Source organism: Brevundimonas sp. P2_A6 (assembly GCF_056404975.1).
The window spans coordinates 426,415-452,183 of the sequence record NZ_JBFUCZ010000002.1 but is presented as its reverse complement, the minus strand read 5'-3'; the positions used below and the strand labels follow the sequence as shown (position 1 = coordinate 452,183).

Genomic DNA, 25,769 nt, shown 5'->3' with positions numbered 1-25,769 from the left:
GGTGCCGCAAGGCGCAGCCGCTGGACGAAGGCGTTTCGGGGAGGAAACGTCCGCTCCACAGAGAGCGAGAAAGCCCGCTGCGATGTATCCCCCGCAGCGGGCTTTTTCACGCCCGATGCCCGGAAGGACGCTTCCGCTCGGCTTGCAGACGCTCGCGGTAGCGCTCTCTTAGAGCGTCAGCAGGTTCTGCTCGGACAGAGCGTCGGCCAGTTCGCCGGGACCGGTCCACAGCCGCGTATAGCCCGCCTCACCGAGCCGCTTGAGTTCCGTCACCAGATCGGCGCGCGGCGACGCGGCGAAGCGGGCGTCGAAGCCGGTCCCGTCTGCGCTGATCCGCACCATGGGGCGGCCGGTCTCCAGCCGATGCAGGAAACCTTCGGACAGCACGCCGGCCTCGTCTTTCATCAGCCCCGTCTCGACGACCAGTCCGGCCTGGCGCAGGCGCTCGGTGCCCCGTCCCGAGGCGAAGGGCGATGGGTCCAGCGCTGCGACGACGACCCGCGCTATGCCGGCTTCGGCCAGGAACTGGGCGCAGGAGGCGCGGCCGGACGACCGGGCCCCACACGGTTCCAGCGTCACATAGGCGGTGGCCCCGGCCACATCGGGCCCGGCGGCGGGCACGGCCTGTTCCTCGGCATGGGGGCGCCCGCCCGGAGCCGTGGCCGCCTCCGACAGGACCACGCCGTCCTTGACGATGACGCAGCCGACCGCCGGATTGGGCCACGTCTCCCCCATGCGCCCGAGGGCCAGATCGATGGCCCGGCGCATGTGCACCTGATCGGCGGCGACGTCGCTCACGCAGGAAGTCCCGGCAGCGGCGTGGCCCGATCGGCATCCAGATACCGCGCCGCCGTTGGCTTCAACGCCGCATCGAGATCGATCTCCAGCGGATTGCCGGTGGGGATCTCGACAGCCACAATCCGATCGTCCGGCACGGCGAACAGATGTTTGACGATCGCGCGAAGACTATTGCCGTGGGCCGCGATCAGAACGTCCTCGCCCGCCGCCAGCCGGGGCGCGATGGCCTCGTTCCAGTAGGGCAGGACCCGGTCCAGGGTGGTCTTCAGGCTTTCCGTGTCCGGGATGGCCTGCCCGGCATAGCGGGGATCGGCGGCGAAATCCCATTCGCTGCCGGCCTCCAGAGGCGGCGGCGGGATGTCATAGCTGCGCCGCCAGATCTTCACCTGATCCTCGCCATGCAGACGCGCCGTCTCGGCCTTGTCCAATCCCGTCAGGCCGCCGTAGTGCCGCTCGTTCAGCCGCCAGTCGGCGATGACAGGCACGTCGGTCAGACCCGCCGCCTGCAGCGCCAGGGCGCCGGTCCGCCTGGCCCGCGTCAGGACGGAGGTGAACATGACGGCGGGCTTGAAGCCTGCCTGCGAAATCAGCTCGCCGCCGCGTCGCGCCTGGGCCTCGCCCTCGGCCGTCAGATCGACGTCGACCCAGCCGGTGAAGCGGTTCTCGAGGTTCCACTGGCTCTGGCCGTGACGCAGCAGGATCAGTCGTGGCATGGATGCGAGCTCTCCGGAAACGGCCTACCGGGGTAGGGCGCGCTCCCGGTCCGGTCAAGCGGCGGGTTGTGCCCCGCACGCCGCCGCCCGGATCAGGTCGATCGACAGTCCCCGCCCCTGCCACACCTCGCCGAAGGCGGTCCGGTGATCGTTGGAATAGGTCGCCAGCGCGATCTTCAGGTCCGGCAGCAGGAAGTTGCGGACTTGCACGCCGCCGATCTCGCCATAGCGCTCGACCAGCCGCGTCTTGCCGATGCAGCCGCCCAGATCGGGCGAATAGGACCAGACGCTGAGCGCGGCATATCCTGAGGCCGGATCGCCGGTCAGCATGGTGTCCAGCGACGCCTGCGAGATCAGGCGACCGTCGATCAGGGCCGCGTCGATCTTCAGCAGATCGCCGAGCGTGCCGTACAGCCCGCCCGAGGGGCCGAAGGCGGAGGCCCAGACGCGCGCCTCGGCCGTGCCATCTTCCATCGTCGCCTCGATGCGGGGTTCCTCCGGCAGGATGACGCTGAGGCCCAGGGGCGTGCCGATGCCGGCATTGACCAGATCGAGGAAGGGCGTGCCCGTCACCGCCTCCAGCACCTTGCCCAGCACGATGGTATCGCAGTTGTTGTAGAGGAAGACCGAGCCCGGTTCCGCCGCGGCCGTCATGCAGTATTGCATCAGGTCGCCGGGAGGTGCGTCGGGCGTGTCCGCCTGGGCGGCCAGTCCCGACCGGTGGGCCATCAACTGGCGGATCGTGATGCGGTCGCCGTTGGGCAGGGACGTGTTCGTCAGATAGGTGGACACCGGCGCGTCCAGGCCGATCGTCCCGGCATCGATCTGTTGGAACACGAGGATGGCCGTGATCATCTTGGACACCGAGGCCCAGCGCACCGGCGTGGCGACATCGACGGGATAGGTCCCATCGGCCCGTGGGGTCGCCGCGACCGCACTCTGGCCGTCACGGATCACCCCGAACACGCCGGAGTAGCCGTCGGACGCCGCGAGCCGCGCCTGCATGGCCGCCAGACCGTCCGCCGCCGTCTGGGCCTGCGCCGCGACCGCACCCAGAGACACGGCGAGCGCGAGAGCCGCGATCTTCAAAGCCTTCATCGTCCGCATCCCCTCGAACCCCCCATTCCGTCGCAGCCATACCACCGGTCGCGCGTTGTTGTCCGCCCCCGACCCTGCGGCTATACCGCGCCGGTCAGACCTTTCTCCCCGAGGACGCCCCGATGCAGAAGCCCCGCCAGGACCTGGTCCCGAACACCTTCGAGTACGAGACCACCGCTCTGGTGAAGCCCACCGGCTTCCGCGAATACGACGCCCGCTGGATCCTGGAAAAGGAGATCAACCTGCTGGGCATCCAGGCCCTGGGTCTGGCCCTGGCGACCTATGTCCACGAGACGGGGGTCCAGCCGCGCATCGTGGTGGGCCACGACTTCCGGTCCTATTCGATCAACGTCAAACAGGCGTTGATCCTGGGCCTGCTGGAAGGCGGGATGGAGGTGCTGGACATCGGCCTGGCCCTGTCGCCCATGGCCTATTTCGGCCAGTTCGCCCTGAACGCCCCCTGCGTGGCCATGGTCACCGCCAGCCACAACGAGAACGGCTGGACCGGGGTCAAGATGGGGACCAACCCGCCCGTCACCTTCGGCCCCGAGGAGATCGGTCGGCTGAAGGAGATCGTCTTGTCCGGCACCGGCGTGGCCCGGCCCGGCGGTCGTCTGGAGCGGGTCGAGAACTTCCGTGAACGCTATTGGGACGAGGTCGTCGGCGACATCAAGCTGACCCGCCCGCTGAAGGTCGTCTGCGCCTGCGGCAACGGCACGGCCGGGGCGTTTGCGCCCGAGGCCCTGCGCCGCATGGGGGCCGAGGTCATCGAGATGGACACCGACCTGGACTGGACCTTCCCCAAATACAATCCGAACCCGGAAGATCACGCCATGCTGATGCAGATGGCGGATCGGGTGCGCGAGACAGGCGCCGATCTGGCCCTGGGCTTCGACGGCGACGGCGACCGCTGCGGGGTGGTCGACAACACCGGCGAGGAGATCTTCGCCGACAAGATCGGCCTGCTGCTGGCCCGCGACCTGTCGGCGCTTCATCCCAACGCCACCTTCGTCGTCGATGTGAAATCGACGGGCCTGTACAAGACCGACGAAGTCCTGGCCGCGAACGGCGCGACCACCGTCTACTGGAAGACGGGGCACAGCTACATCAAGCGCAAGACCGCCGAGCTGGGGGCCCTGGCCGGGTTCGAGAAGTCGGGACACTTCTTTTTGGCCAACCCGATCGGCCGTGGATACGACGACGGCATCGTGGCCGCCGCCGCCGTCCTGCAGATGATGGACCGGAACCCGGGCAAGACCCTGTTCGAGCTGAAGTCGTCCCTACCCGACGCCTGGACCAGCCTGACCATGTCGCCCCACTGCGACGACGAGATCAAATACGACGTCCTGGCCAAGGTCGTCGCCGAATACGAGAAGCTGGGGGCCGAGGGCGGATCGATCCTGGGCCGAAAGATCGTCGAGGTCATCACCGTCAACGGTGCCCGCGTGCATCTGGAGGACGGTTCGTGGGTGCTGGTGCGCGCCTCCTCCAACAAGCCGGAACTGGTGGTCGTGGTCGAATCCATGCGGTCCGAAGACGACATGCGCGCCCTGTTCCAGCAGGAGGTCAAACCCCGCCTGGCTGCCCACCCCGAGGTCGGGGAATACAACCAGGAAATCTAAGGCAGGCGTCTACGCTCCCTGACCAAAGGGCCGGGAGAGGCGGGGAAGCGGCGGAGCCATGGCGATCTCGCCCGGGACCGTGGCGGACGCCGTCGCCGACGGCCGCCTGTAAAAGAGTTTCGGCGTGGTCGCCGTGGCTCCGCTCGACCGGTTTTCGCAAGCTTTCGGGGGCGGGATGTCGTTCGTCGGGAGCGACGGGGCCACTTCCCCGCCGCCTTGGCCGTACCCGATTAGTCCTCGACCCGAATTTCAAGCCCACGACAGGCGACGACGCCCAGTGCGCCGCCGGACCCGGGGTTTCGCCCCGGCATACCCTGCGATCGACCCCGTCGCGCGTCCGGGTCCTGGGCCCAGGACGCCTTCCCCATGCGACGGGACGGGAAGAGGATAAAGGGGTTTTGAGTGCGGGCGCGTTCGAGGCCCCATTAAACCGGACGGGCGTTGAAATCGCAGGCGTTTTGAGCGCGAACGCGGACATTTCGTTGCCGGATGTCGGACACCCGACTTAGGAACGGCCCGCCTCCACGCGCCTTCCCTCTCCTCATCCCAGAGGAGATCGACATGAAAGCGCTATGCTGGCACGGCAAGGGCGACATCCGCTGCGAGACGGTGGACGACCCCGAGATTCAGGACGGCCGCGACGCCATCATCCGCGTCACCTCCTGCGCCATCTGCGGATCGGACCTGCACCTGTACGGCGGCTTCGTTCCCGGCATGAAGTCCGGCGACGTCATGGGCCACGAGACGATGGGCGAGGTCGTCGCGGTCGGGAAGGACAACCAGAAACTGAAGGTCGGCGACCGCGTCGTGGTGCCCTTCACCATCAGCTGCGGCGAATGCGACTATTGCCGGCGCGGGCTTTATTCCGTGTGCGAACGGTCCAACCCCAACGGCGCGGAACAGGCCAAGCAGACCGGCTATCCGACCGCCGGCCTGTTCGGATACACCCACATGTACGGCGGCATCCCGGGCGGCCAGGCCGAATACCTGCGCGTCCCCTATGCCGACGTCGGCCCGATCAAGGTGCCGAACGGCCTGACCGACGACCAGGTCCTGTTCCTGTCCGACATCTTTCCGACCGGCTGGATGGCGGCCGAGAACGCCGACATCCAGCCCGGCCAGACCGTCCTCGTCTTCGGCTGCGGCCCCGTCGGCCAGTTCGCCATCCGATCCGCCTTCATGATGGGGGCCGAGCGCGTCATCGCCATCGACCAGGTGCCCGAGCGGCTGCAGCTGGCCCGCGACGCCGGGGCCGAGACCATCGATTTCTCCGACGGCGACCTGCAGGAGCGGATCAAGACCCTGACCCACGGCGTCGGCCCCGACGCTGTGATCGAGGCCGTCGGCCTGGAAAGCCACGGCTCGGGCGGCCTGATGGAAAAGGTCCAGGAGACCGTCGCCGGCGAGATGGAGCGCCCCTATGCCCTGAACGAGGCCATCGTCGCCTGCCGCCCCGGCGGCACCATCAGCCTGCCCGGCGTCTTCGTCGGCGTCATCCCCACCATGATGGGTGCCTTCGTCGGCAAGGGCCTGACCCTGAAGACCGGCCAGACCCACGTGCAGCGCTACCTCGAACCCCTGATGCGCCGCATCGAGGACGGCGAGATCGACCCCAGCTTCCTGATCACCCACAAGATCAAGCTGGAAGACGGCCCCGACGCCTACAAGATGTTCCAGGAAAAGAACGACGGCTGCATCAAGGTCGTCATCAACCCCTAGGTCGCGGGCGCGCGACGGCGAGGAGACCGGAGGCCCCCGTGGAGACGCGGGGGCCTTCTCGTTGGTTGGGTGAGGACATTGTCACTGTCGAGGCATAGGCCGCCTGGGGCTCGGCTCGAATGGCATCAAGTCCGCATCACCTGGGAGGAGCCGCTACATCTGGATTTTCTTCTACTGGCGGGTCATCAACACCGGCGTCCTGAAGCTGGTCTCTGACAAGGCCAATCAGATAATTCTCCAGTTCCGAACAGTCCAAATGCCCCTGTGCCCAAGCTCGATCTGCCGCTTGAAGGGCAGCGTAATAAGGTTCGCGATTCTCCCGAATCCGCTCTGGAACAATCTTTCGTCCTGGGAGCAATCCTCCTGCGCGAGTGCACAGAAGATAATAGCAAACAGCCCGCGCGGTCCGGCCGTTGCCCTCGATAAACGGATGAATCCAGTTCAAGCGCCACAGCCCGTAGGCCGCCGCTGCGGTTGGCGTCATGTTCGGCCAGTTTTCGTGGATGGTTGAAATGAACCGATCCATCAAATCCGGCACCGCATTAAAGTGAGGTGGAATATGATTTCCGACGTATATAGGTTCTTCTCTAAACCGGCCGCCAAACTGAGAGATGTTTGCAACGGCAGAGTGATTGAGCGCCCAAAGTACGTACTTGTCGAAGGAGGTATGGCCCTGCCTAAGTCCGATCTCGATGCAGTTTGTCAGCAGATCGTACTGACGGATCAGATTTTTTTCTTGAACTGACCTGTATAGTTCGGGGTCGTGCGCTTCTAGTACGATCATTTAAAAAAAGGGGCCCAGCGTGAGCCGAGCCCCTACCCATGCGATTGATGTTTACGCAGGTACTAGATGCTGGTGTTCAGACGCTTGGCGAACTGAATCTTTAGTGCTTTTCGAATCAGCAGGCGCGTTCCCGTACGCGAAGCTAATGCGCTGTTCTTTAAGCTGAGCTTCAGTCACACCCGTCCGAGCGGATTCAATCAGAAGCTGCTGGAATCCCTCATCCTGAGGGGCGGTCCTCAAAAATGCTTTGCGTGCTGCCATGTGATTCGCTCCGAAGGATAATGCCGACCGTACCCTAAATGTTATCGAAAAGTTCCTCATTTGAGAACCTTGAATCGAAAACCGGGCGATTCTTATCCACTAAGTCAAGTGGGGATTCCGTGATTCTCCCACAAGATGCGGCATCGTCCCCAATTTTCTGGCTTGCCAAAGGCAAAACGCCCAAGCCCGATTCTTTGACATATCGTCTGAAATAAAAATCGATCCGCCGCCAGGCATGCGACCGACTTTGTCGTATTGCTGCTCAACACTTGCGAGTGCCAGAACATCGGTATAAATTGAACGAAACAAGAACTCTTGAGTCGGAGATGTCCGAATGTCGAGTGAGCGTAACAATCCGATCCCAACCAGGATCGGTCTCGGAACCGCAGTGAAATGGGCGCAGGCTCAAGGCGCAGATTTAACCGGCGCGATGAAAAGTCGAGCGCGAGGCGGTGTAATAAATCCGCACGGTACCGTTTTCACTTTTTTGCTTAGCTACCTTCGAAAGCGGCGATCCCTCGCTCAATGCTTGGAGTTTATCGCTTCACTGCCCACCGCCGCCGCTCGGTCGGAGTTCGGTCAAGCGTTCTCAAACTTCATCGACTATCTTGGGACGGGCACCTGGGAGGCTGGAGCGGTCCAACTGACCAACCCCATATCGGCACCCAAGGGGGTTTTGTTGGCTGGCACCAAGGCTCACTTTAGTTTTGAGCGCGACGGGCGAAAGCACTGGGGCTTGATCTGGAACAACAAGACCCCGGCACTTGGCCTCGACGCTGCCCATTTCGGATGTGCGTTGATGCGCCAAGGGGTAGAGGCGAATGACAACGACCTGTTTGAAGTCACCGATGTGCGCCGAGGCCTAACCTACGCTCTTAGCACCGCAGAAATCGACGACGGCCACGGAAGCTTGGCTGCCAAACTGGAAATGCTGGAAGAGGCCTATATCCGGGTTGCAGGTTAGATGCGGGCGCTAATGCACCCGCGCCTTCCCGATCTCCAGCCCGTCCGCCCCCGCTGACACGGCGATCACCGAGCCGTCCTCCAGCTCTCCGGCCAGCAGCTTCTTGGCCATCGGGTCCACGAGGTCCTTCTGGATGACGCGCTTGAGCGGGCGCGCGCCGTAGACGGGGTCGTAGCCCTTGTCCGCCAGCCAGGCGAGGGCGCCGTCGTCGATGGACAGGGTCAGGCGGCGGTCGGCCATCAGCTTTTCCAGCCGCGCCAGCTGGATGCGGACGATGCCGGCCATCTGGTCGCGGCCCAGGCGGCGGAACAGGATGATCTCGTCGATGCGGTTCAGGAACTCCGGCCGGAAATGGGCGCGGACGGCCTCCATGACGTAGGGGCGGACCTGTTCGACGTCGTCGCCTTCGCCCTGGTTGGCCAGGGCGTCGGAGCCGAGGTTGGAGGTCATGATCAGCAGGGTGTTCTTGAAGTCGACCACCCGGCCCTGCCCGTCCGTCAGGCGGCCGTCGTCCAGCACCTGAAGCAGGACGTTGAAGACGTCGGGGTGGGCCTTTTCGACCTCGTCGAACAGGACGACCTGATAGGGGCGGCGGCGCACCGCCTCGGTCAGGGCGCCGCCCTCGTCATAGCCGACATAGCCCGGAGGGGCGCCGATCAGGCGGCTGACCGAGTGTTTCTCCATGTATTCCGACATGTCCATGCGGGTGATGGCGGTCTCGTCGTCGAACAGGAAGGCGGCAAGCGCCTTGGTCAGCTCGGTCTTGCCGACGCCGGTGGGGCCGAGGAACAGGAAGCTGCCCAGCGGGCGGTTGGGGTCGTTCAGGCCCGCGCGCGCCCGGCGGACAGCATCTGCGACCGCTTCCAATGCCGCGTCCTGACCCACGACGCGGCCGCGCAGGGCGTCCTCCATCGACAGCAGTTTCTCGCGCTCGCCCTCCAGCATCTTGTCGACGGGCACGCCGGTCCAGCGCGAGACGACGGCCGCGATCTGTTCGGCGTCGACGACCTCGGGCGTCAGCGGGCCGCCGCCCGAGTTTTCGTCGGCCTCGGCTTGATCCAGCTGTTTCTCGATCTGGGGGATCTGGCCATAGGCGATCTCTGACGCACGGCCGAGGTCGCCGTTGCGTTGCGCCGCCGCCAGTTCGGCGCGCAGGCGGTCCAGCGTCTCGCGCAGCTGGGCACCCTGGCCGACCTTGTCCTTCTCGGCCTTCCAGCGGGTGGTCAGGGCGTCGGATTCGACCTGCAGGTCGCTGATCTCGTCGTCGAGCTTCTCGAGGCGGAGTTTGGAGGCGGTGTCGGTCTCCTTCTTCAGGGCCTCGCGCTCGATCTTCAGCTGGACCAGGCGGCGGTCGATCTCGTCCAGGCTCTCGGGCTTGGAATCGACGGCCATGCGGACTCTGGAGCCCGCCTCGTCGATCAGGTCGATGGCCTTGTCGGGCAGGAAGCGGTCGGTGATGTAGCGGTTCGACAGGGTGGCGGCGGCGACGATGGCGCTGTCCGAGATCCGCACGCCGTGGTGGACCTCGTACTTCTCCTTCAGGCCGCGCAGGATGGAGACGGTGTCCTCCACGCTGGGCTCGTCGATGAAGACCGACTGGAAGCGACGGGCGAGGGCCGCGTCCTTCTCGATGTATTTGCGGTATTCATCCAGCGTCGTGGCCCCGACGCAGTGCAGCTCGCCGCGCGCCAGGGCGGGCTTCAGCAGGTTGGAGGCGTCCATGGCCCCGTCGCCCTTACCCGCGCCGACCAGGGTGTGCATCTCGTCGATGAACAGGATGATCTGGCCCTCGGCGGCCGTGACCTCGCCCAGCACGGCCTTCAGCCGCTCCTCGAACTCGCCGCGGTATTTGGCGCCGGCGATCAGGGAGCCCATGTCGAGGGCCATGACCGTCTTGTCCTTCAGGCTCTCGGGCACGTCGCCGTTGACGATGCGGAGCGCCAGACCCTCGACGATGGCGGTCTTGCCGACGCCGGGCTCGCCGATCAGGACGGGGTTGTTCTTGGTGCGGCGGGCCAGGACCTGGATGGTGCGGCGGATCTCCTCGTCGCGGCCGATGACGGGGTCGATCTTGCCGTCGCGGGCGGCCTGGGTCAGGTCGCGGGCATAGCGTTTCAGCGCCTCATAGGCGTCCTCGGCCCCGGCGGAGTCGGCGGTCTTGCCCTTTCGGATATCGGCGACGGCGGCGTCCAGCTTGTCTGCCGTGACGCCGGCGGATTTCAGCGCGTCGCCGGCGGGACCGCCCTCGCGCGCGATGGCGGCCAGGATGCGTTCGGTGGTGACGAAGGCGTCGCCGGCCTTCTTGGCGGCTTCCTCGGCCTTGGCGAAGACGCGGGCGGTGGCACCGTCGAGATAGAGCTGGCTGTTGGCGCTCTCGACCTGGGGCCGCTTCTTCAGCAGGCCTTCCGCGTCGTCGGTCGCCTTGCCGGGATCGCCGCCGGCCGAGGTGATCAGGTTCCTGGCCAGGCCGTCGCGCTCCTCCAGCAGCACCTTCAGCAGGTGTTCGGGGGCGAACTGCTGGTGCTTCCTGGCCAGGGCCAGCGACTGGGCGGACTGGACCGCCTGTTTGGCGCGGTCGGAATAGAGGTCGAGATTCATCTGTGTTCCCCGGATGGCGGAAGTTACCCTGACGCCCTCACACGAAGCGACGCCTTGATCTGGGGCAAAGGTGGTCGTGGGCCGCGAGCCACACAAGGGGGGCGGATGGCGCTAGGGTCCAGCCATGTCCCACGCCATCTGGCCCGTCGATCCGTCCGTCATCTTGCCCTTTCTGGTGGCGGTATCGCTGATCGAGCTGACACCGGGGCCGAATATGGGCTGGCTGGCGCTGGTGGCGGCGGCGCGGGGGCGACAGGCCGGGCTGGCGGCAGTCGCGGGCATCACCCTGGGCCTGGCGGTGTGGATGGTGGCGTCGGCCTTCGGGCTCACGCGGGTGCTGCTGATCTGGCCGGTCGCGTTCCAGACAGTGCGCTGGGCCGGGGTGGCGTTTCTGCTGTGGCTGGCGTGGGACGCCTGGCGTGGCGGCAAGGCCGGGGCGGACCCGGCGGCCGACGACGGGTCGCGGCGGGGCCTCTTCCTGCGCGGGCTGACCGGCAATCTGCTGAATCCCAAGGCGGCGGTCTTCTACATCGCCCTGCTGCCGACCTTCATCCGCCCCGACCACGGATCGCCGCTGTCGCAGGCCCTGATGCTGGGATCGCTGCATCTGGCGGTCGCCGTGATGGTTCACGGCTCCATCGTTCTGGGGGCGTCGCGGGTCGCGGCGATGACCGCCGGGCGCGTCCGAGGAGGCTGGACCCGGGGTGCGATGGCGCTGGGAATTGCCGTGGTCGCGGTCTGGATGGCGTGGGAGACGCGCGGCTGAGCGAGGCCGCATGGACAGCGCCGGGCAGGGCGGGATAGCGTCGCGGTCTGACCTTCCCGGAGACCGCCATGTCGCTTTCGCTGACCCGCCGCTCGGCCCTGATGTCCGCCAGCCTGGGGGCCATGGTGACGCCCGCCGTGGGATGGGCACAAGACGCGGCGAACGACGCCGGATCGCTGGCCGAACAGGTCGATGCCTTCGTGACCGCCTGCATGGCCGCCTGGCCCGATCAACCCGCGCTGGGCATCGCGGTGGTCAAGGACGGGCAGGCGGTGCTGGCCAAGGGGTATGGCGTCAAGGTCCAGGGGCAGGCGGCAAAGGCCGACGAACACACCCTGTTCGCCATCGCGTCGAACACCAAGAACGTGACCTCCGCCTGCCTGGCCATGCTGGTCGATGAGGGCAAGGTGAAGTGGGACGAGCCGGTGCGGACCTATCTGCCCGGCTTCACCCTGTCGGACCCCTATATCGGCGAACACATCACGGTGCGCGACACGATCAGCCACCGGGCGGGGTTCGGCCTGGGGGCCGGCGACCTGCTGTTCTGGCCAAACACCGACCGGACGCGGGCCGAGGTCGTGGCCCAGGCCGCCTTCGTGCCGATCGAGGACGGCTTCCGCGCCCACTACCACTACTGCAACCTGATGTTCGTGATCGCCGGGGCGGTGCTGGAAAAAGTGTCCGGCATGGCGTGGGAGGATTTCGTCCAGACCCGGGTGCTGGACAAGGTCGGCATGACCGAGACCGTGCCCCTGGCGCGGCTGGCCGATCCGGCGAAGTCGGCCCTGCCCCACGCGCGCGTCGGGCCGCCCCTGCGATACCAGGGCGCGATGACGCAGATCGCGGACAGCATCGCCGAGGTCTGGAACTGGGACAATGCGGCGGCGGCGGGCGGCATCTGCACCACCCCGACCGACTGGGCCAAATGGATGGCGGTGCGGCTGAACCTGGGTCTGATGCCCGACGGCACGCGCCTGTTCAGCGAGCAGACGGCGCGCGAGATGTGGCGGCCCAACGTCATCATCTCGGGGACCGAGGGGCCGACCGCCGCCCTGCCCGGCCGGGCCATCGCCTCGACCTATGCGATGGGCTTCCAGGTCCAGGACTATCGCGGCGAGCGGCTGATCAGCCATGGCGGCGGATCGCCCGGCGGGATTTCGGCGACGGTGCTGATCCCCGGTCGCAACGCGGGATTCTGTGTGTTCTCCAATGCCGAGGAGAGCTTCCTGCTGCGGACCCTGCGCAGCGGCATCGCCGACATCGTGATGGGCAAGACGGGCTTCGACTGGATCGCGGACTCGAAAAAGCTGGAGGCCGACGGGACAGCCAAGTCGCTGGCGGCGGCGGTCGAGATCGATGCGAAACAGGCGGCCGGGGCCAAGCCGTCGTTGCCGCTGTCGGCCTATGTCGGGACGTGGCGCGATCCCTGGTACGGCGACATCACGATCGAGGCGCGCGACGTGACCCTGTGGCTGAAGTTCACCCACACGCCGTCGCTGCAGGGACCGCTGGAGCCCTATGACGGCGAGACGATGCGGACGAGGTTCCCCGACAAGCGCGAGGAAGACGCCTTCGTCACCTTCGAGATCGAGGACGGGCGGCCGGTCCGGGCCACGGTCAAGGGCGTCAGCCCCGACATCGACTTCAGCTACGACTACCAGGATCTGCGGCTGACGCGGGTGTAGTGCTGCACGTCTCCTCCCCATGCGAAGCATGGGGCTTGCGATCGGCTCGTGGCCTAGTGAAGAGACGGAGGGGTTCTTTCGGCGTGCGTGCCAGAACCCCTCCGTCAACTCGCAAGGGCTCGCTGCCACCTCCCCATCGGCCAAGCGGCAGACGGGGAGGAGACGCTCTGTTTCACCGCCTCGGATCCAGGAACACCCCCGATACCGTCGCGGCCAGGATCCGGGCGGCGAAGGGCAGCCGGGCGAGCTTGCCCAGCACATGGTCACGGACCCAGGGCAGGGCCTTTCCGTCGGCCTGATAGAAGGGGGTGAAGCCCATCGACAGGGCCTGATACAGTCGGACATGCCAGCGCCGGGCGGCGGCGTAGGCGGCGAGCGCCTCAGTCAGGTCGGGGTGGGTGTCGAGCGCATCGGCCAAAGCCTGAGCATCCAGCAGGCCCATGTTCACCCCCTGGCCCAACTGCGGGCTGGTCGAATGGGCGGCGTCGCCGACGACGGCCAGACGGTCGGCCACGGGCAACGGCAGGGTGTGATGGCCATAGCGGGCCAGCGTCAGCTGATCGGGGTCGGTGATCGTGTCGAGGACGGGCGAGACGTCGGGCCACAGCGCGCGGACCTCGGCCTTCCAGGGCTCCAGCCCGGTCTCCAGCCATTCGGGATGGTCGGCGTGCTTCAGGCTCCAGAAGAAGGTCGCCAGACGGTCGGGCGCATCGGGGCGGGTGCCACAGGGCAGGACGCCGATCATGCGAGATGCCCCGCGATAGACCTGTTCCAGAGCGCCCTCATCGAACGGCGCGCCGGGCCACGGCACCGTGGCCCACAGCGCGCCCCAGGGCAGTTCGGCGCGGCGGTGTCCTTGCGCGACCAAGAGGGCGTGCGCGATGGAAGAACGCGCGCCCGAGGCATCGACGACGAGGTCGAAGGCCGAGCCGACCGCGCCGCGTGCCGACGTCACACGGCCGGCGGACGCGGCGACGATCTCGGTGTCGGTCTGGAACTGGACTCCCTCGGCCCGGCATGCGTCGTGCAGCACATGGAAGATGCTGGCCCGGTGGATGCCCATGGCGTTGATGCCGTCGGGGCGGGGCACCTTCAGGTCCGAGTATTTGACGTCCAGAACGACCCGGCGACGGCGCGCCTCGCGCCCGAAGACGTGGTTCAGCGGCTGGCCCAGCGCCGTAACCTGAGGCGTCAGTCCCAGCCGGTCGAGCACATGCAGCCCCGTCGATTGCAGCATGAAGCCCGCGCCGATGGGGCGGGGGGCATCGAACCGTTCATGGACGACGACGCGACGCCCCTGACGCCGCAGCATCAGGGCCAGCGCCAGCCCGGTCGGACCGGCCCCGACGATGGCGACCTCGACCGGGCCTCTCACCGTCAGGCCGGGACCAGTTCGATCAGGTCGAGGTTGGATTCGGTCTGGGGCCAAGGGATCACAAGCCGCCAGCGGGCGTCGCCGATCCGTTCCAGCACCGCGATCAGATCGCGTTCGGGCCGTTGACCATAGGAGTTGGCGGGCGGCTCGGCGGCGAGCGCGAGCGACCCCAGCATGACCATCTGGCGGTCGTCCTCGGGAAACAGCAGGCCGGACGGGCGCTGCGAGCCGGTGGTCTTGGAGAATTTCAAGCCGCGCGGAGTCTGTTCGATCCGGCAGGCGAACCAGTCGTAGACGACATAGCCCAGACCCTGCTCGCCGCCCTGGGAGCCCAGCTTGACCGTGCGACAGCGGTAGTCGCCGACCGGCGGGGTCACGTCGCGGCGGGCCGCGCCGGGATCGGTCAGATCGCCCAGGGATCGCAGGTCACCCGACCCCGTCTGGCGACGCGCCTGTTCCAGCGCCAGCCGCCAGGCCGCGTCCCTGCGAGCATAGCGGTCGCGGTCGGCCGAGCGGACGATGCCGCGCCAGTCGCGCAACGCCCCGCTGTTGATGCTGCCCGATGCCGTCGGCGCGGACATCGGAGGGGGCGGTGGCGGGGGCGGCGGCGGGGTACTGGCGCAGGCGGCCAGGATCATGGGCAGGATCAGGCTGGAGAGGCGGGCGAAACGCATGGACACTCCGGAGCGGCATAAGCAGGGCGGACGGAGCCCCAGCCCGGCCCTCTCGTCAAGCGGTGCGAGGGGATGCGATCCGTCGCGCTTGCCCCCCGGACGCTCCGGGCCTATCCCCTGACCATGCCGACAACGCCCCTGATCTGCCCGTCCATCCTGGCCTCCGATTTCGCCAAACTGGGGGCCGAGGTCGCCGCGATCGAGGCGGCGGGGGCCGACTGGGTCCACGTCGATGCCATGGACGGCCATTTCGTGCCCAACATCACCATCGGCCCCGACGTGGTGAAGGCGCTGCGGCCCCACACATCCCTGCCGTTCGACGTGCACCTGATGGTCGCGCCGGTCGATCCGTGGCTGGAGGCCTATCGCGAGGCCGGGGCCGACATCCTGACCGTCCACCCCGAAAGCGGGCCGCACCTGCACCGGACGCTGGGCCGCATCCGCCAGCTGGGGGCCAAGGCGGGCGTCGTCCTGAACCCTGGTACGCCGCTGAGCGTGCTGGAGGACGTGATCGAGCTGGTCGATCTGGTGCTGCTGATGTCGGTCAATCCGGGCTTCGGCGGTCAGTCCTTCATCGGCTCGACCCTGAAGAAGATCGAGCGGACGCGAGCCATGCTGGATGCGGCGGGATCACAGGCGCACCTTCAGGTCGACGGCGGGGTGACTGCAGCCAATGCCGGGGCCTGCGTCGCCGCCGGGGCCGATGCCCTGGTCGCCGGGACGGCCGTGTTCCGGGGCGGGCCGGACGCCTATGCCGCCAACATCGCGGCTTTGAAGGCCGCATGAACCCGATCGGGCCCTTCGCCGATCGCACGCCCGCGCCGCCCGTCGGCGAGGGCAGCATTCCGGGCCTGAGAGGGGCGCCGGTGCGGACGCCGGTCAGGACCAGCGGTGCCCAGACCGGTCCGGCCCTGTGGCCCGCCATCGCCGGGCGGATGCTGACCCGCCAGATGTGGATCGAGCTGTATGGCCTGCCCGGCTATGCCATGACCCTGGCGGCGGGAAAGGCCGTGGCCTTCGCCGCCACACCGCGCGATTTCCGACCCGTCGATCCGGCGCCGGGCAAGGCGGTCTTGGGCGGCCGCTTCCATCTGGCCGGAACCCATATGGAGGCCGAGGCTCCGGCCGATCCGTTCAATCGCCCCAGTCCGTCCAGGGCCTTCGCCACCGACCTGCATGCCTTCGCCTGGTTGCCGTCCTTGATGCTGCAGGAGGATCGCGGGGCGCGCGAGGCCGTGCGTCTGACCCTGATCTGGGCCGAGACCTTCGCCCGCTGGTCGCCCTTCGCGTGGGACCCGCAGATCCTGGCGCGGCGCACCTTCAACCTGGCCTGCGCCGCCCGGCGCATGGGGGCGGTGGCCTCCGAGGCAGATCGCCTGAGGCTGGCCGACGTGCTGGGGCGTCAGGCGCGCCAGCTGCTGCGACCGCCCGGCGGACTGGCGGGCAAGGCCGAGCGTCTGGTCGCCGCGGCTTTGGCGGGATGCGTGCTGGCCGGACCGCCGGGCGCGCGGATCCGGCGGGCGGCCCTGGGGCGACTGACGGGAGCCTTGCGCGTCACGGTCTTCGGCGACGGCGGCCATGCCTCGCGCAGTCCGGAGGCGGGGCTGGAGCTGCTGCTGGACCTCCTGAGCCTGAACGACGCCCTGTCGCAGCTGTCGGAAACCCCGCCCGAGGCCATGGCCGGGGCCATCGTCCGGCTGACCACGGCGCTGCGGCTGCAGACCCTGCCCGACGGACGGCTGGCCGGCTTCCAGGGGGGCGGCCCCTCGACACCCGCGCGCGTGGCCGCCGCCCGCGCCCACGACGACCATGCCGAGACGCCGGGCGGCACGGCGGGCACCGTGGGCGCCCTGATACGCATCCGCTCGCCCCTGCTGACCGTCGTCGCCGACGCCGGATCGCCGGGAAAGGGCGCCTGGTCCGAAACGGCCTGCGCCCAGCCCCTGGCGCTGGAGATCGTCTGCGGGCGCGATCGGCTGATCACCGGCTGTGGCTGGACGCCGCGCGCGGCGGACCGCCAGGGCCTGCGTCTGGCCCCCGGCCATTCGACCCTGACCCTGGGCGAGCAGTCGTTCGCCGAACCCCTGGGCGGATGGAAGGGCGAGCTTCTGGGGCCGCGCCTGTTCGGCCGCCCCTACAAATGCACCACCGAGCAGCGCGACGGCGAGGGCGCTGTCTGGCTGGAGGTCGAGCACGACGCCTGGGCGGTCCAATATGGCCTGCTTCACCAGCGGCGGCTGTATCTGGACCAGAGGCTGGACGAGCTGAGGGCCGAGGAGCGGCTGCATCCCTGCCCCGACCATCGGGATACGGTCCGCGCCATCGCCGCGCCCTATGCCGTGAGGTTCCATCTGGAGCCGGGGGCACAGGCGTCGCTGGCGCGCGACCGGCGCTCGATCCTGTTGCGCGGTCATTCGGGGCGGGGCTGGTGGTTCCGCACCGACGGACCGGATGTGGCGATCGAGCCGTCCGTCCATGTCGAGGACGGACTGACGCGTCGGTCGCTTCAGGTCGTGGTGCGCGGATCGGCGCGGACCGACGCGGAAACCAAGATCCGCTGGAAGCTTTCCCCTGCCGGGGCCGCGGGCGATCCGACCTGACCGCGTCAGGAACAGGCACTCTGGCGGAACCGGCCCCGTGCTAGTCCTGTCCGACACCACACCGAGGATGCCGACATGAAGACCGCGATCGCCGCCGCTGCCGCCCTGACCCTCCTGGCCGCCTGCAAGCCGACCGGCGAACCGGCCCCTCGCGCACCGGCCGCCGATCCTGCCGTTTCGGCCCCGCAGGCGCCGGCCGCGACGCCGGTCCGCTACTTCTATTTCGGCAATCACGTTCCCCGCGCTCAGATCGTGTCGATCGACGGCATCGACACGGCGTCGGCCAGACTGGTCGGACAGACGATGGCCGAGGACAACTATGCCTACTGCATGGGTTCGTTCGGTGCCGGAAACGCCGAGGCTATCGCCGGGTGCGCCGATCAGAGAACCGCTCCGCCGCAGGACGAGATGACCGCCGACTGCATCGCCCGCACGGTCTCCGATGGCAGTTCCGCCGCCTGGGTCCGCGACGAGGAGGCCGAGGACGGCAAGGTCATGCCCGTCTGGCAGGACAAGGACAGCGGCGACATTCGCGACTATTCCGGCGCGGGCGGGGGTTATGTCCTGACGGCTGCCTTCCGCCTGATGTGCCCGGCCGCCTCGACCAACATCGCGCCAGATCCGGACTGATGGCCCGCAGCCCCCTTGCCCTGTCCACGCAGCGCGCCATCGGCCCCCCGCTGGCGCTTGTCGCCCAGCGGGCGATCGCTAGGCAGGTCGTGGCCATGTTCAACGATCCGAAGAAGGGCGAGACGCCGATCGTGCGGCGACCCGACGGGCTGTTCGGGCCAGACTCGGTCGCCTGGCGGGTTCATGGCGACGTGGTCGGCATGCTGGTCGGCGGGGTGTCCGGCCTGCTGCTGCAGATGCTGCATCCCAAGGTGCTGGCCGGGGTCTGGGACCACTCCAACTTTCGCGCCGACATGCACGGGCGGCTGAGGCGGACCGCCCGGTTCATTGCCGTCACCACCTATGGCGGACCGGAAGAGGCGACGCGCGCCATCGACCGGGTGCGCACGATTCACGGCCATCTGGGCGGCACCCTGCCGTCCGGCGAGCCCTATCGCGTATCCGATCCCGAGCTGCTGGCCTGGGTCCATGTGACGGAGTGCTGGAGCTTTCTGAACGGCTGGATCCGCTATGGCGAGCCGGGCATGTCGGCGGCCGATCAGGACCGCTATTTCGCCGAGATGGCGACCATGGGGGCCATGCTGGGGGCCGATCCCCTGCCACGATCGCGGATCGAGGCGCGGCGTCTGATCGACCGGATGCGGCCGCAGCTGCGCGCCGACGACCGCACGCGCGAGGTCGCCCGCCTGGTCCTCAGCCAGCCGTCGTCCAGCCCGGCCACGGCTCCGATCCAGACCATGACGCTACAGGCGGGCATCGAGCTTCTGCCGGTCTGGGCAAGGCGGATGCACGGGCTGTCGGCCCCGGTCCTGACGCGGCCCCTGGTGCGGGCCGGGACGATGGGGCTGGCCAGGACGCTGCGCTGGACGTTCGCCGGTGTGCGGGCGGCGGCGGATCAGTGATTTTTTCCGCTCATCCCGGCGAAAGCCGGGACCCGGTTCTTTCGCATCAAGGACGCGTGGGATAGGAGCCGGGTCTCAACGCCAGCATCGATCGCCCAAAGGTCTGGATCCCGTCTTTCGCCGGGATGAGCGGAGATTGGGCGAGCAAGGACCGCCCCATGCCCGCCGCCCCCGACTTTCCGCCCGCGCCCGACGCCGTCCGGCCCGTCCGCGCCCTGATCTCCCTGTCCGACAAGACGGGGCTGGAAGAGGCGGCGCGGGCGATGCACGCGGCGGGGGTCGAACTGGTGTCCACGGGCGGCACCCGCTCCGCCATCGCGGGGTTCGGCCTGCCGGTGAAGGACGTGGCCGACCTGACCGGTTTCCCCGAAATGATGGACGGCCGGGTCAAGACCCTGCACCCCGTGGTTCACGGCGGCCTGCTGGGCGTGCGCGACGCGGCCCCGCACAAGGCGGCGATGGATGAGCATGGGATCGGTCCCATCGATATCGTCTGGATCGATCTGTATCCGTTCGAATCAACCGTTGCTTCCGGGGCCGGTTTTGACGCCGTGATCGAGAACATCGACATTGGCGGCCCGGCCATGATCCGATCGGGCTCCAAGAACCATGGCTATGTCGCCGTCGCCGTGGATGCGGCGTCCATCGGCGAGATCGTCGACGCGCTGAAGGCCGACGGGTCGACCGATCTGGCCCTGCGGAAGCGCCTCGCCGCCCGCGCCTTCGCCCGCACCGCCGCCTATGACGCCGCCGTCTCCGGCTGGTTCGCAGGCCAGCTGGAGGAGGCGGCCCCCGCTCGCAAATCCATCGCCGGGTCGCTGGCCCAGACGCTTCGTTATGGCGAGAACCCGCACCAGACCGGGGCCTTCTATCGCACCGGCGAAATGCGCCCCGGCGTTGCCCACGCGCAGCAAATCCAGGGCAAGGAGCTGGGCTACAACAACATCGCCGACGCCGATGCGGCCTATGAGCTGGTGGCGGAGTTCGAGGCCCCGGCCTGCGTCATCGTCAAACACGCCAACCCCTGCGGCGTTGCGGTCGGCGCGACCCTGGCCGAGGCCTACGCCCGCGCCCTGGAATGCGACGCCGTCTCGGCCTTCGGCGGGGTCATCGCGGTCAACCGGTCGCTGAACGGAGCCGACGCCCGCGCCATCACCGACATCTTCACCGAGGTGGTCATCGCGCCCGGCGCGGATGAAGAGGCCAGGGCCGTCTTCGCCGCCAAGAAGAACCTGCGCCTGCTGCTGACCGACGGCCTGCCCGATCCGCACGGCGCGGGCGAGGTGTTCCGCAGCGTCGCCGGGGGATTCCTGGTCCAGTCGCGGGACACCTCACTGATCAAGCCCGCCGACCTGAAGATCGTCACCCGCCGCCAGCCGACGCCGCAGGAAATCGAGGACATGCTGTTCGCCTTCACCGTGGCCAAGCACGTCAAGTCCAACGCCATCGTCTACGCCAAGGACGGCCAGACCGCCGGCATCGGCGCGGGCCAGATGAACCGCAGGGACAGCGCCCGCATCGCCGCCATCCGCGCCCGCGAGGCCGGAGAGGCGAAAGGCCTGGCCCATTCGCTGGCGCAAGGGTCGGCGTGCGCGTCCGAGGCCTTCTTCCCCTTCGCCGACGGACTGCTGGAAGCGGTCGCCGCCGGGGCCACCTCGGTGATCCAGCCGGGTGGCTCGATGCGCGACGCCGAGGTCATCGCCGCCGCCGACGAACAGGGCATCGCCATGGCCTTCACGGGCGTGCGGGTCTTCCGGCATTAGCATCCTTCTCCCCTTGCGGGAGAAGGTGGCCGAGCGAAGCGAGGTCGGATGAGGGGTGAAGCCCGGTCTCGCCGATGAGGAACCTGCCCGACGCAGTCCCTCTGCATCTTCGCACCCCTCATCCGGCCCTGCGGGCCACCTTCTCCCGCAAGGGGAGAAGGCAGTAGGATCACACCCATGGACACCCTCTCCGCCCGCTGGGCCAGACTCGAGCCTGCCACGACCGTCGTCGGCCCGGACGACGACCGCCCTCGTCCGACCGCCCTGCTGTTCCACGGCTGCGGCGGCCTGAGGGGGCATCTGCCGATGTATGCGCAGGCGGCGAAGGCGGCGGGGTGGCGGGCGGTGATCGTGGATTCCTATGCGCCGCGCGGCTGGAGCCGCCAGTTCGCCATGGCCACGGTCTGCACCGGCCTGATGCTGCGGGGGCACGAGCGGGCGGGGGACATCCTGGCGACGATCCGGGGGGTTTCGGAACGCCCGGACGTCGATGGCTCCAAACTGGTCCTGGCGGGGTGGAGCCACGGCGGCTGGGGCATCATGGAGGCGATGAGCGCGGACCGCGCGGCCGGGTCGCTCGGGGTCGCCGATCCGGGCGCGGTGTCGCTGAACGGGGTCAAGGCGACCTATCTGGCCTATCCTTACGTCGGCATCGCCGCCCTGAACCGGATGCGGCCGTGGAAGCATTGCCCCAGGACCCTGGCGGTCATCTCGGCGAAGGATCACCTGACCACCGTCCGCAACGCCGAGCGGATCCACGCCATGGTCAGGAACTGCGGGGCCGAGGTCGAGACCTGGGTCGCGGACGGCACCCACAGCTTCGACGAGCCGATGACCGCCCTGCCGATGCGCTACGACCCCGACCTGACCCAGGAAGCGATCCGCCGGTTCGTCGCCCTGCTGGAGGACACAGCGGTGGCACCGCCGGTGGGCTGAGCCTCAGGCCGGTTCCACCCGCACCTCGCCCCGGATCGAGTTGGCGATGTAGCAGAGGCGGTGCGCCTGGCCGTGCAGGTCGGCGAGCGTCTCCGCGTCGGGTTCGGTGCCCGACCAGGCGATGGCGGGACGCAGGACGATCCCGGTCATCGACATCCGGCCCCGGTCGTCGCGCGCCAGCGTCCCTGAGGCCGCGTCCCGGTAGTGGTCGACGACGAAACCTCCTTTGGCCGCCAGGGCCAGGAAGAACAGCATATGGCAGCTGGAGACGGCGGCCACCAGCGCCTCTTCCGGATCCACGGCCGTCGGGTCGGACATCGGCGCAGGCACGCTGGTCGGCGCGGACGAGGCCCGGACCACCGCCCCGCCGTCGAACATCCAGTCATGGGCACGGGAATAGCTGTTGTCGGCGAAGGGCTGATCGCCCCGACGCCATTCGACGGTGGCGATGTGGTCGCTCATGACGGTCTCCTTCAGCGCAGGATCGTATAGGTCATCTCGGCCCGAACCTCGAAGCCGAGCGACCGATAGAAGGCTATCGTGGCGGGGTGTTCGGCGAAGGCGTGCAGGAAGACCCCCTCGCCTGAGGCCAATATCTCGGCGGTCACGGCGCGCGACAGGGCCGCTGCATGGCCCCGGCCGCGCCAGTCGGGGTGGGTGCAGACGCCGCTGAGCTCGGTGAAGCCCTCGACCCGCATTCGGCGCCCCGCCATGGCCACCAGCCGACCTTCCGACTTCACGCCGATGAACGGCCCCAGCCGCCGCGTCGCCGACCGGAACGGCCCCGGCCTGGTCAGGGTCGCCAGGGCCAGCATGTCCGGCGCGTCCGCCTCCGTCAGGGTCTCGAACCCGAGGTCCGGGCCGCCCGGCGTCAGCGAGGTCGCCACCATCTGCACGAGAGGGATTCGGCTGACGACCTCGACCCCCGGCAGATCGAGCGCCGCCATCGGGCCGCCGGTGCGCTCCACCATCCCCGCCCCCGGATGACGCAAGGCCAGCGCGGCCATGGCCTGGAGCGTCTCGGCTCTGGCGTCGGCACCGGACAGGAAGACCCCGACCTCCGGGTCGATCCGGACGGCGCGGCCGTCGGAATCGGGTGTGGCGAACGAGGTCAGGCGCGTGGTCAGGGCGTTCCAGACGGCGCGGTCCAGCGGATGGGGCATGGCCACGCTCTAGAGTATGAGCCGGCGTTCGTCAGCCACGATCAAAACGCCGCGTCCGAAAGGCGCGACGTCTCAGCCCCGCCAGAAGCCGACGATCTTCTTGACCTCGTCCACCACCGGATCGGCGATGGCGGAGGCACGCTCGGCACCGTCCTTCAGCACGCGGTCGATCTCGGCCGGGTCGTCCATCAGGCGGCGCATCTCGGCGGTGACGGGGGCGAGGGACGACACCGCCAGATCGGCCAGGGCGGGCTTGAAGGCGCCGAAGCCCTGGCCGGCGAACTGGGCGGTGACCTCGTCGCGCGTCTGGTCCGACAAGGCGGCATAGATGGCGATCAGGTTGCGCACCTCGGGCCGGTCGTCGAGGGCCTCGCCGGGTTCGGGCATGACGCCCATGTCGGTCTTGGACTTCCTGATCTTCGCCGCGATGGTGTCGGCGTCGTCGGTCAGGTTGATGCGGCTCTGGTCCGAGGGGTCGGACTTGGACATCTTGGCCGCGCCGTCGCGCAGGCTCATGACCCGCGTCGCCGGCCCCTGGATCAGGGGCTCGGGCAGGGGGAAGAAGCCGGGCGCGTTGAAGTCGGTGTTGAACTTGGCGGCGATGTCGCGGGTCAGTTCCAGATGCTGCTTCTGGTCCTCGCCCACCGGCACCTCGGTCGCCTTGTAGAGCAGGATATCGGCGGCCTGGAGAACGGGGTAGGTGTAAAGCCCGACGGACGAGCGCTCCTTGTGCTTGCCCGACTTCTCCTTGAACTGGGTCATGCGGTCCAGCCAGCCGAGGCGGGCGACGCAGTTCAGGATCCAGGCCAGCTCCGAATGGGCGCGCACGGCCGACTGCGGGAAGATGGTCGATTTGGCAGGGTCGAGGCCCGAGGCGATATAGGCCGCGGCGATCTCTCGCGTCTGGGCCGCCAGAAGGGCCGGGTCCTGCCAGACCGTGATGGCGTGCAGGTCGGCCACGAACAGGAAACAGGGCGCGCCCGAGTCTTGAAGCGCCGTGAAGCGCTTCAGCGCACCCAGATAGTTGCCCAGGTGCAGCGCGCCCGAGGCCTGGATGCCGCTGAGGATACGGCGGGGGCCATCATAGGCGGGGGAGGCAGAGGCGTCGGTCATCAGTCCAGTCCGGTCGAAGCGGTCGCTCCGGGTTCACGCTTCAGCGTCGCCTTCAGTTCGGAGACGCTGACGGCGCGGAAAAGCACGATGCAGACGCCATACACAAGAGCGCCCGCGACGACGACCGCGATCACGGCGATCTCCTTGGCCAGCAGAAGCCGGCTGAGGTCGCGATAGAAGAGGCTGGCGGGGATCAGGACGGCGGCCATGACGGCGCTGGCGGCCAGCACGCGTGAGAACCTGGACACGAACCGCGCCGAGGGGGCCCAGACCCCTTCGCGCATCAGGGTGCCGCCCAGCAGGGCGACGTTGATCCAGGCCGAGACGGAGGTGGCGATGGCCAGGCCCAGCACGCCGTCCACGCCGGTCCGGCTGAACCAGAAGAAAAGCCCCGACCCCAGGGCCACGGTCACCACGACCGAGATGACGGCGAAGATCATCGGTCGCCGCGTGTCCTCGCGCGCGAAGAAGGGCGGCGTCAGCACCTTGGCCAGGACGAAGGCGGGCACGCCCCAGGCGAACTGACGCAACACGTCGGCGGTGCGGGCCGCATCCAGGCTGGTGAAGGCCCCGCGCGTCACGGTGGCGTCGATGATGAAGAAGGGAATGACGAACAGGGCCACGGCCGCGGGAAGCGTGAAGGCCATCGACAGGGTGATGCCGTCGTCCAGCGTGCGCCGTCCGCCCTCGTGGTCGCCACTGACGAACGCCTTGGTCAGGCGCGGGACCAGAGCCAGGCCGATCGCGACGCCCACCAGGCCCAGCGGCAGCTGATACAGGCGGTCGGCGTTGTAGAGCACCGAGCGGGCACCCTCGTTCGAGCCGGTCAGCAGCTGCGACACCACCGAGTTCAGCTGCAGGGCGCCGCCCGCCAGAACGCCAGGGATGGCCAGCTTCAGCGTCCGCGCCACGCCCGCCGTCAACCGGGGCCAGCTGATCCGAAGCCGGATGCCCAGCCGCCGCACGCCCCACCACAGCAGGCCCGCCTGGATGACGCCGGAGACGGTCACGGCGGCGGAGACGGCCAGCAGGGTCGTCGGCTGGCTCATGTCGATGAAACTGGGGGCCAGCAGCGGCACGAGGGTGCACAGGTTCAGGAACACCGGCACCCCCGCCGACAGGGCGAACCGGCCCGAGGTGTTCAGCACGCCCGACAGCAGGGACGCGATGGTCATGCAGGCCAGATAGGGCATGGTCAGCTGGGCGGCCGTGGTGGCCGCGAACATGACGCCGCTGTCGTCCTTCCAGGCGGACAGCAGGAAGGGCATGACCCAGGGCATGGCGACCTGCAGCAGGATGCAGAACCCGGCCACCACGGCGAACATGAAGCTGAGCGCTTCCGACGCCGTCACGGCCGCCGCGTCCTCGCCGTCGCGCGCCCGCACCCCGCCATAGATGGGCACGAAGGCCTGCGCGAAGGCCCCTTCCGCGAACAGTCGACGGAACATGTTGGGCAGCATCAACGCCGTGGTGAAGGCGTCCATCATCGGCCCTTGGCCAAAGCGGGCCGACAGGACCAGATCGCGCGCGAACCCCAGGATGCGACTGCCCAGCGTCAGGGTCGCCTGAACGAGCGTATTGCGGGCCAGGCTCATGGAAGCGTCC

The 25,769-nt window shown here is 68.3% G+C and carries 22 protein-coding genes; 11 read left to right on the top strand and 11 right to left on the bottom strand.

Annotated features, from left to right (window positions below; all coding sequences use genetic code 11):
• Nucleotides 1-168: 168 nt before the first annotated feature.
• From AC1DW4_RS07670 to AC1DW4_RS07660, 3 genes are read right to left on the bottom strand one after another with little or no spacing between them, the layout of a single operon-like run.
• Nucleotides 169-798: a bifunctional diaminohydroxyphosphoribosylaminopyrimidine deaminase/5-amino-6-(5-phosphoribosylamino)uracil reductase RibD gene (locus AC1DW4_RS07670; RefSeq protein WP_477016655.1), complete on the bottom strand. Its 630-nt coding sequence runs from the start codon at nucleotides 796-798 to the stop codon at nucleotides 169-171.
• A complete protein-coding gene (gene gpmA / locus AC1DW4_RS07665; protein WP_477016654.1) occupies nucleotides 795-1,511 on the bottom strand; it encodes a 2,3-diphosphoglycerate-dependent phosphoglycerate mutase in 717 nt (238 codons plus the stop codon). Before gpmA ends, AC1DW4_RS07670 begins: the two co-directional genes overlap by 4 nt.
• Nucleotides 1,512-1,565: 54 nt before the next feature.
• Nucleotides 1,566-2,609, bottom strand: coding sequence for a serine hydrolase domain-containing protein (locus AC1DW4_RS07660; RefSeq protein ID WP_477016653.1), 1,044 nt, complete (start codon nucleotides 2,607-2,609; stop codon nucleotides 1,566-1,568).
• Nucleotides 2,610-2,731: 122 nt separating this feature from the next.
• Here AC1DW4_RS07660 and AC1DW4_RS07655 point away from each other — a divergent pair, with 122 nt between their 5' ends.
• Both AC1DW4_RS07655 and AC1DW4_RS07650 read left to right on the top strand, forming a co-directional pair.
• Nucleotides 2,732-4,231, top strand: a complete 1,500-nt coding sequence (locus AC1DW4_RS07655; protein WP_477016652.1) for a phosphomannomutase/phosphoglucomutase — start codon at nucleotides 2,732-2,734, stop codon at nucleotides 4,229-4,231.
• 561 nt (nucleotides 4,232-4,792) lie between these two features.
• Nucleotides 4,793-5,950, top strand: a complete 1,158-nt coding sequence (locus AC1DW4_RS07650; protein ID WP_477016651.1) for a zinc-dependent alcohol dehydrogenase — start codon at nucleotides 4,793-4,795, stop codon at nucleotides 5,948-5,950.
• Nucleotides 5,951-6,086: 136 nt separating this feature from the next.
• On the opposite strand, the gene AC1DW4_RS07645 is transcribed toward AC1DW4_RS07650, so the two are convergent.
• Entirely contained in the window at nucleotides 6,087-6,734 is a 648-nt protein-coding gene (locus tag AC1DW4_RS07645) for a Fic family protein (protein WP_477016650.1), read from the bottom strand.
• A 595-nt stretch (nucleotides 6,735-7,329) separates the two neighbouring features.
• Here AC1DW4_RS07645 and AC1DW4_RS07640 point away from each other — a divergent pair.
• Nucleotides 7,330-7,959 carry a hypothetical protein gene (locus tag AC1DW4_RS07640; RefSeq protein WP_477016649.1) on the top strand — a complete coding sequence of 210 codons (630 nt, stop codon included), beginning with the start codon at nucleotides 7,330-7,332 and terminating at the stop codon, nucleotides 7,957-7,959.
• Between the two features lie 9 nt (nucleotides 7,960-7,968).
• On the opposite strand, the gene clpB is transcribed toward AC1DW4_RS07640, so the two are convergent.
• Nucleotides 7,969-10,557: an ATP-dependent chaperone ClpB gene (gene clpB / locus AC1DW4_RS07635; protein ID WP_477016648.1), complete on the bottom strand. Its 2,589-nt coding sequence runs from the start codon at nucleotides 10,555-10,557 to the stop codon at nucleotides 7,969-7,971.
• 124 nt (nucleotides 10,558-10,681) lie between these two features.
• Between clpB and AC1DW4_RS07630 the strand changes: the two genes are divergently transcribed.
• Nucleotides 10,682-11,323 (top strand): LysE family translocator, encoded by a 642-nt coding sequence (locus AC1DW4_RS07630; protein ID WP_477016647.1) that lies wholly within the window; start codon nucleotides 10,682-10,684, stop codon nucleotides 11,321-11,323.
• A gap of 68 nt (nucleotides 11,324-11,391) precedes the next feature.
• A complete protein-coding gene (locus AC1DW4_RS07625; RefSeq protein ID WP_477016646.1) occupies nucleotides 11,392-13,008 on the top strand; it encodes a serine hydrolase in 1,617 nt (538 codons plus the stop codon).
• A gap of 172 nt (nucleotides 13,009-13,180) precedes the next feature.
• On the opposite strand, the gene AC1DW4_RS07620 is transcribed toward AC1DW4_RS07625, so the two are convergent.
• Nucleotides 13,181-14,383, bottom strand: coding sequence for an FAD-dependent oxidoreductase (locus AC1DW4_RS07620; RefSeq protein ID WP_477016645.1), 1,203 nt, complete (start codon nucleotides 14,381-14,383; stop codon nucleotides 13,181-13,183).
• Nucleotides 14,384-14,385: 2 nt separating this feature from the next.
• On the bottom strand, nucleotides 14,386-15,057 hold the full coding sequence (locus AC1DW4_RS07615; protein ID WP_477016644.1) for a DUF4893 domain-containing protein: 672 nt from the start codon (nucleotides 15,055-15,057) through the stop codon (nucleotides 14,386-14,388).
• A gap of 123 nt (nucleotides 15,058-15,180) precedes the next feature.
• Between AC1DW4_RS07615 and rpe the strand changes: the two genes are divergently transcribed.
• From rpe to AC1DW4_RS07585, 6 genes are all read left to right on the top strand, one after another.
• Nucleotides 15,181-15,843, top strand: a complete 663-nt coding sequence (gene rpe / locus AC1DW4_RS07610; RefSeq protein ID WP_477016643.1) for a ribulose-phosphate 3-epimerase — start codon at nucleotides 15,181-15,183, stop codon at nucleotides 15,841-15,843.
• Nucleotides 15,840-17,657 (top strand): heparinase II/III family protein, encoded by a 1,818-nt coding sequence (locus tag AC1DW4_RS07605; protein ID WP_477016642.1) that lies wholly within the window; start codon nucleotides 15,840-15,842, stop codon nucleotides 17,655-17,657. Before rpe ends, AC1DW4_RS07605 begins: the two co-directional genes overlap by 4 nt.
• Nucleotides 17,658-17,732: 75 nt before the next feature.
• Nucleotides 17,733-18,287 carry a hypothetical protein gene (locus AC1DW4_RS07600; protein ID WP_477016641.1) on the top strand — a complete coding sequence of 185 codons (555 nt, stop codon included), beginning with the start codon at nucleotides 17,733-17,735 and terminating at the stop codon, nucleotides 18,285-18,287.
• Entirely contained in the window at nucleotides 18,287-19,189 is a 903-nt protein-coding gene (locus tag AC1DW4_RS07595; RefSeq protein ID WP_477016640.1) for an oxygenase MpaB family protein, read from the top strand. The genes AC1DW4_RS07600 and AC1DW4_RS07595 overlap by 1 nt, the downstream gene beginning before the upstream one ends.
• Nucleotides 19,190-19,347: 158 nt before the next feature.
• Nucleotides 19,348-20,952, top strand: a complete 1,605-nt coding sequence (gene purH / locus AC1DW4_RS07590; RefSeq protein WP_477016639.1) for a bifunctional phosphoribosylaminoimidazolecarboxamide formyltransferase/IMP cyclohydrolase — start codon at nucleotides 19,348-19,350, stop codon at nucleotides 20,950-20,952.
• A gap of 177 nt (nucleotides 20,953-21,129) precedes the next feature.
• Entirely contained in the window at nucleotides 21,130-21,888 is a 759-nt protein-coding gene (locus tag AC1DW4_RS07585; RefSeq protein WP_477016638.1) for a dienelactone hydrolase family protein, read from the top strand.
• 3 nt (nucleotides 21,889-21,891) lie between these two features.
• On the opposite strand, the gene AC1DW4_RS07580 is transcribed toward AC1DW4_RS07585, so the two are convergent.
• The 4 genes from AC1DW4_RS07580 to murJ all read right to left on the bottom strand — a co-directional run bounded on the left by AC1DW4_RS07580 (nucleotide 21,892) and on the right by murJ (nucleotide 25,759).
• On the bottom strand, nucleotides 21,892-22,350 hold the full coding sequence (locus tag AC1DW4_RS07580; protein WP_477016637.1) for an OsmC family protein: 459 nt from the start codon (nucleotides 22,348-22,350) through the stop codon (nucleotides 21,892-21,894).
• A gap of 11 nt (nucleotides 22,351-22,361) precedes the next feature.
• Nucleotides 22,362-23,051: a GNAT family N-acetyltransferase gene (locus AC1DW4_RS07575; protein ID WP_477016636.1), complete on the bottom strand. Its 690-nt coding sequence runs from the start codon at nucleotides 23,049-23,051 to the stop codon at nucleotides 22,362-22,364.
• A gap of 72 nt (nucleotides 23,052-23,123) precedes the next feature.
• Complete coding sequence (gene trpS, locus AC1DW4_RS07570; RefSeq protein ID WP_477016635.1) at nucleotides 23,124-24,164, bottom strand: tryptophan--tRNA ligase; 1,041 nt, start codon at nucleotides 24,162-24,164, stop codon at nucleotides 23,124-23,126.
• Nucleotides 24,164-25,759 (bottom strand): murein biosynthesis integral membrane protein MurJ, encoded by a 1,596-nt coding sequence (gene murJ / locus AC1DW4_RS07565; RefSeq protein ID WP_477016634.1) that lies wholly within the window; start codon nucleotides 25,757-25,759, stop codon nucleotides 24,164-24,166. The genes trpS and murJ overlap by 1 nt, the downstream gene beginning before the upstream one ends.
• Between the last annotated feature and the right edge of the window lie 10 nt (nucleotides 25,760-25,769).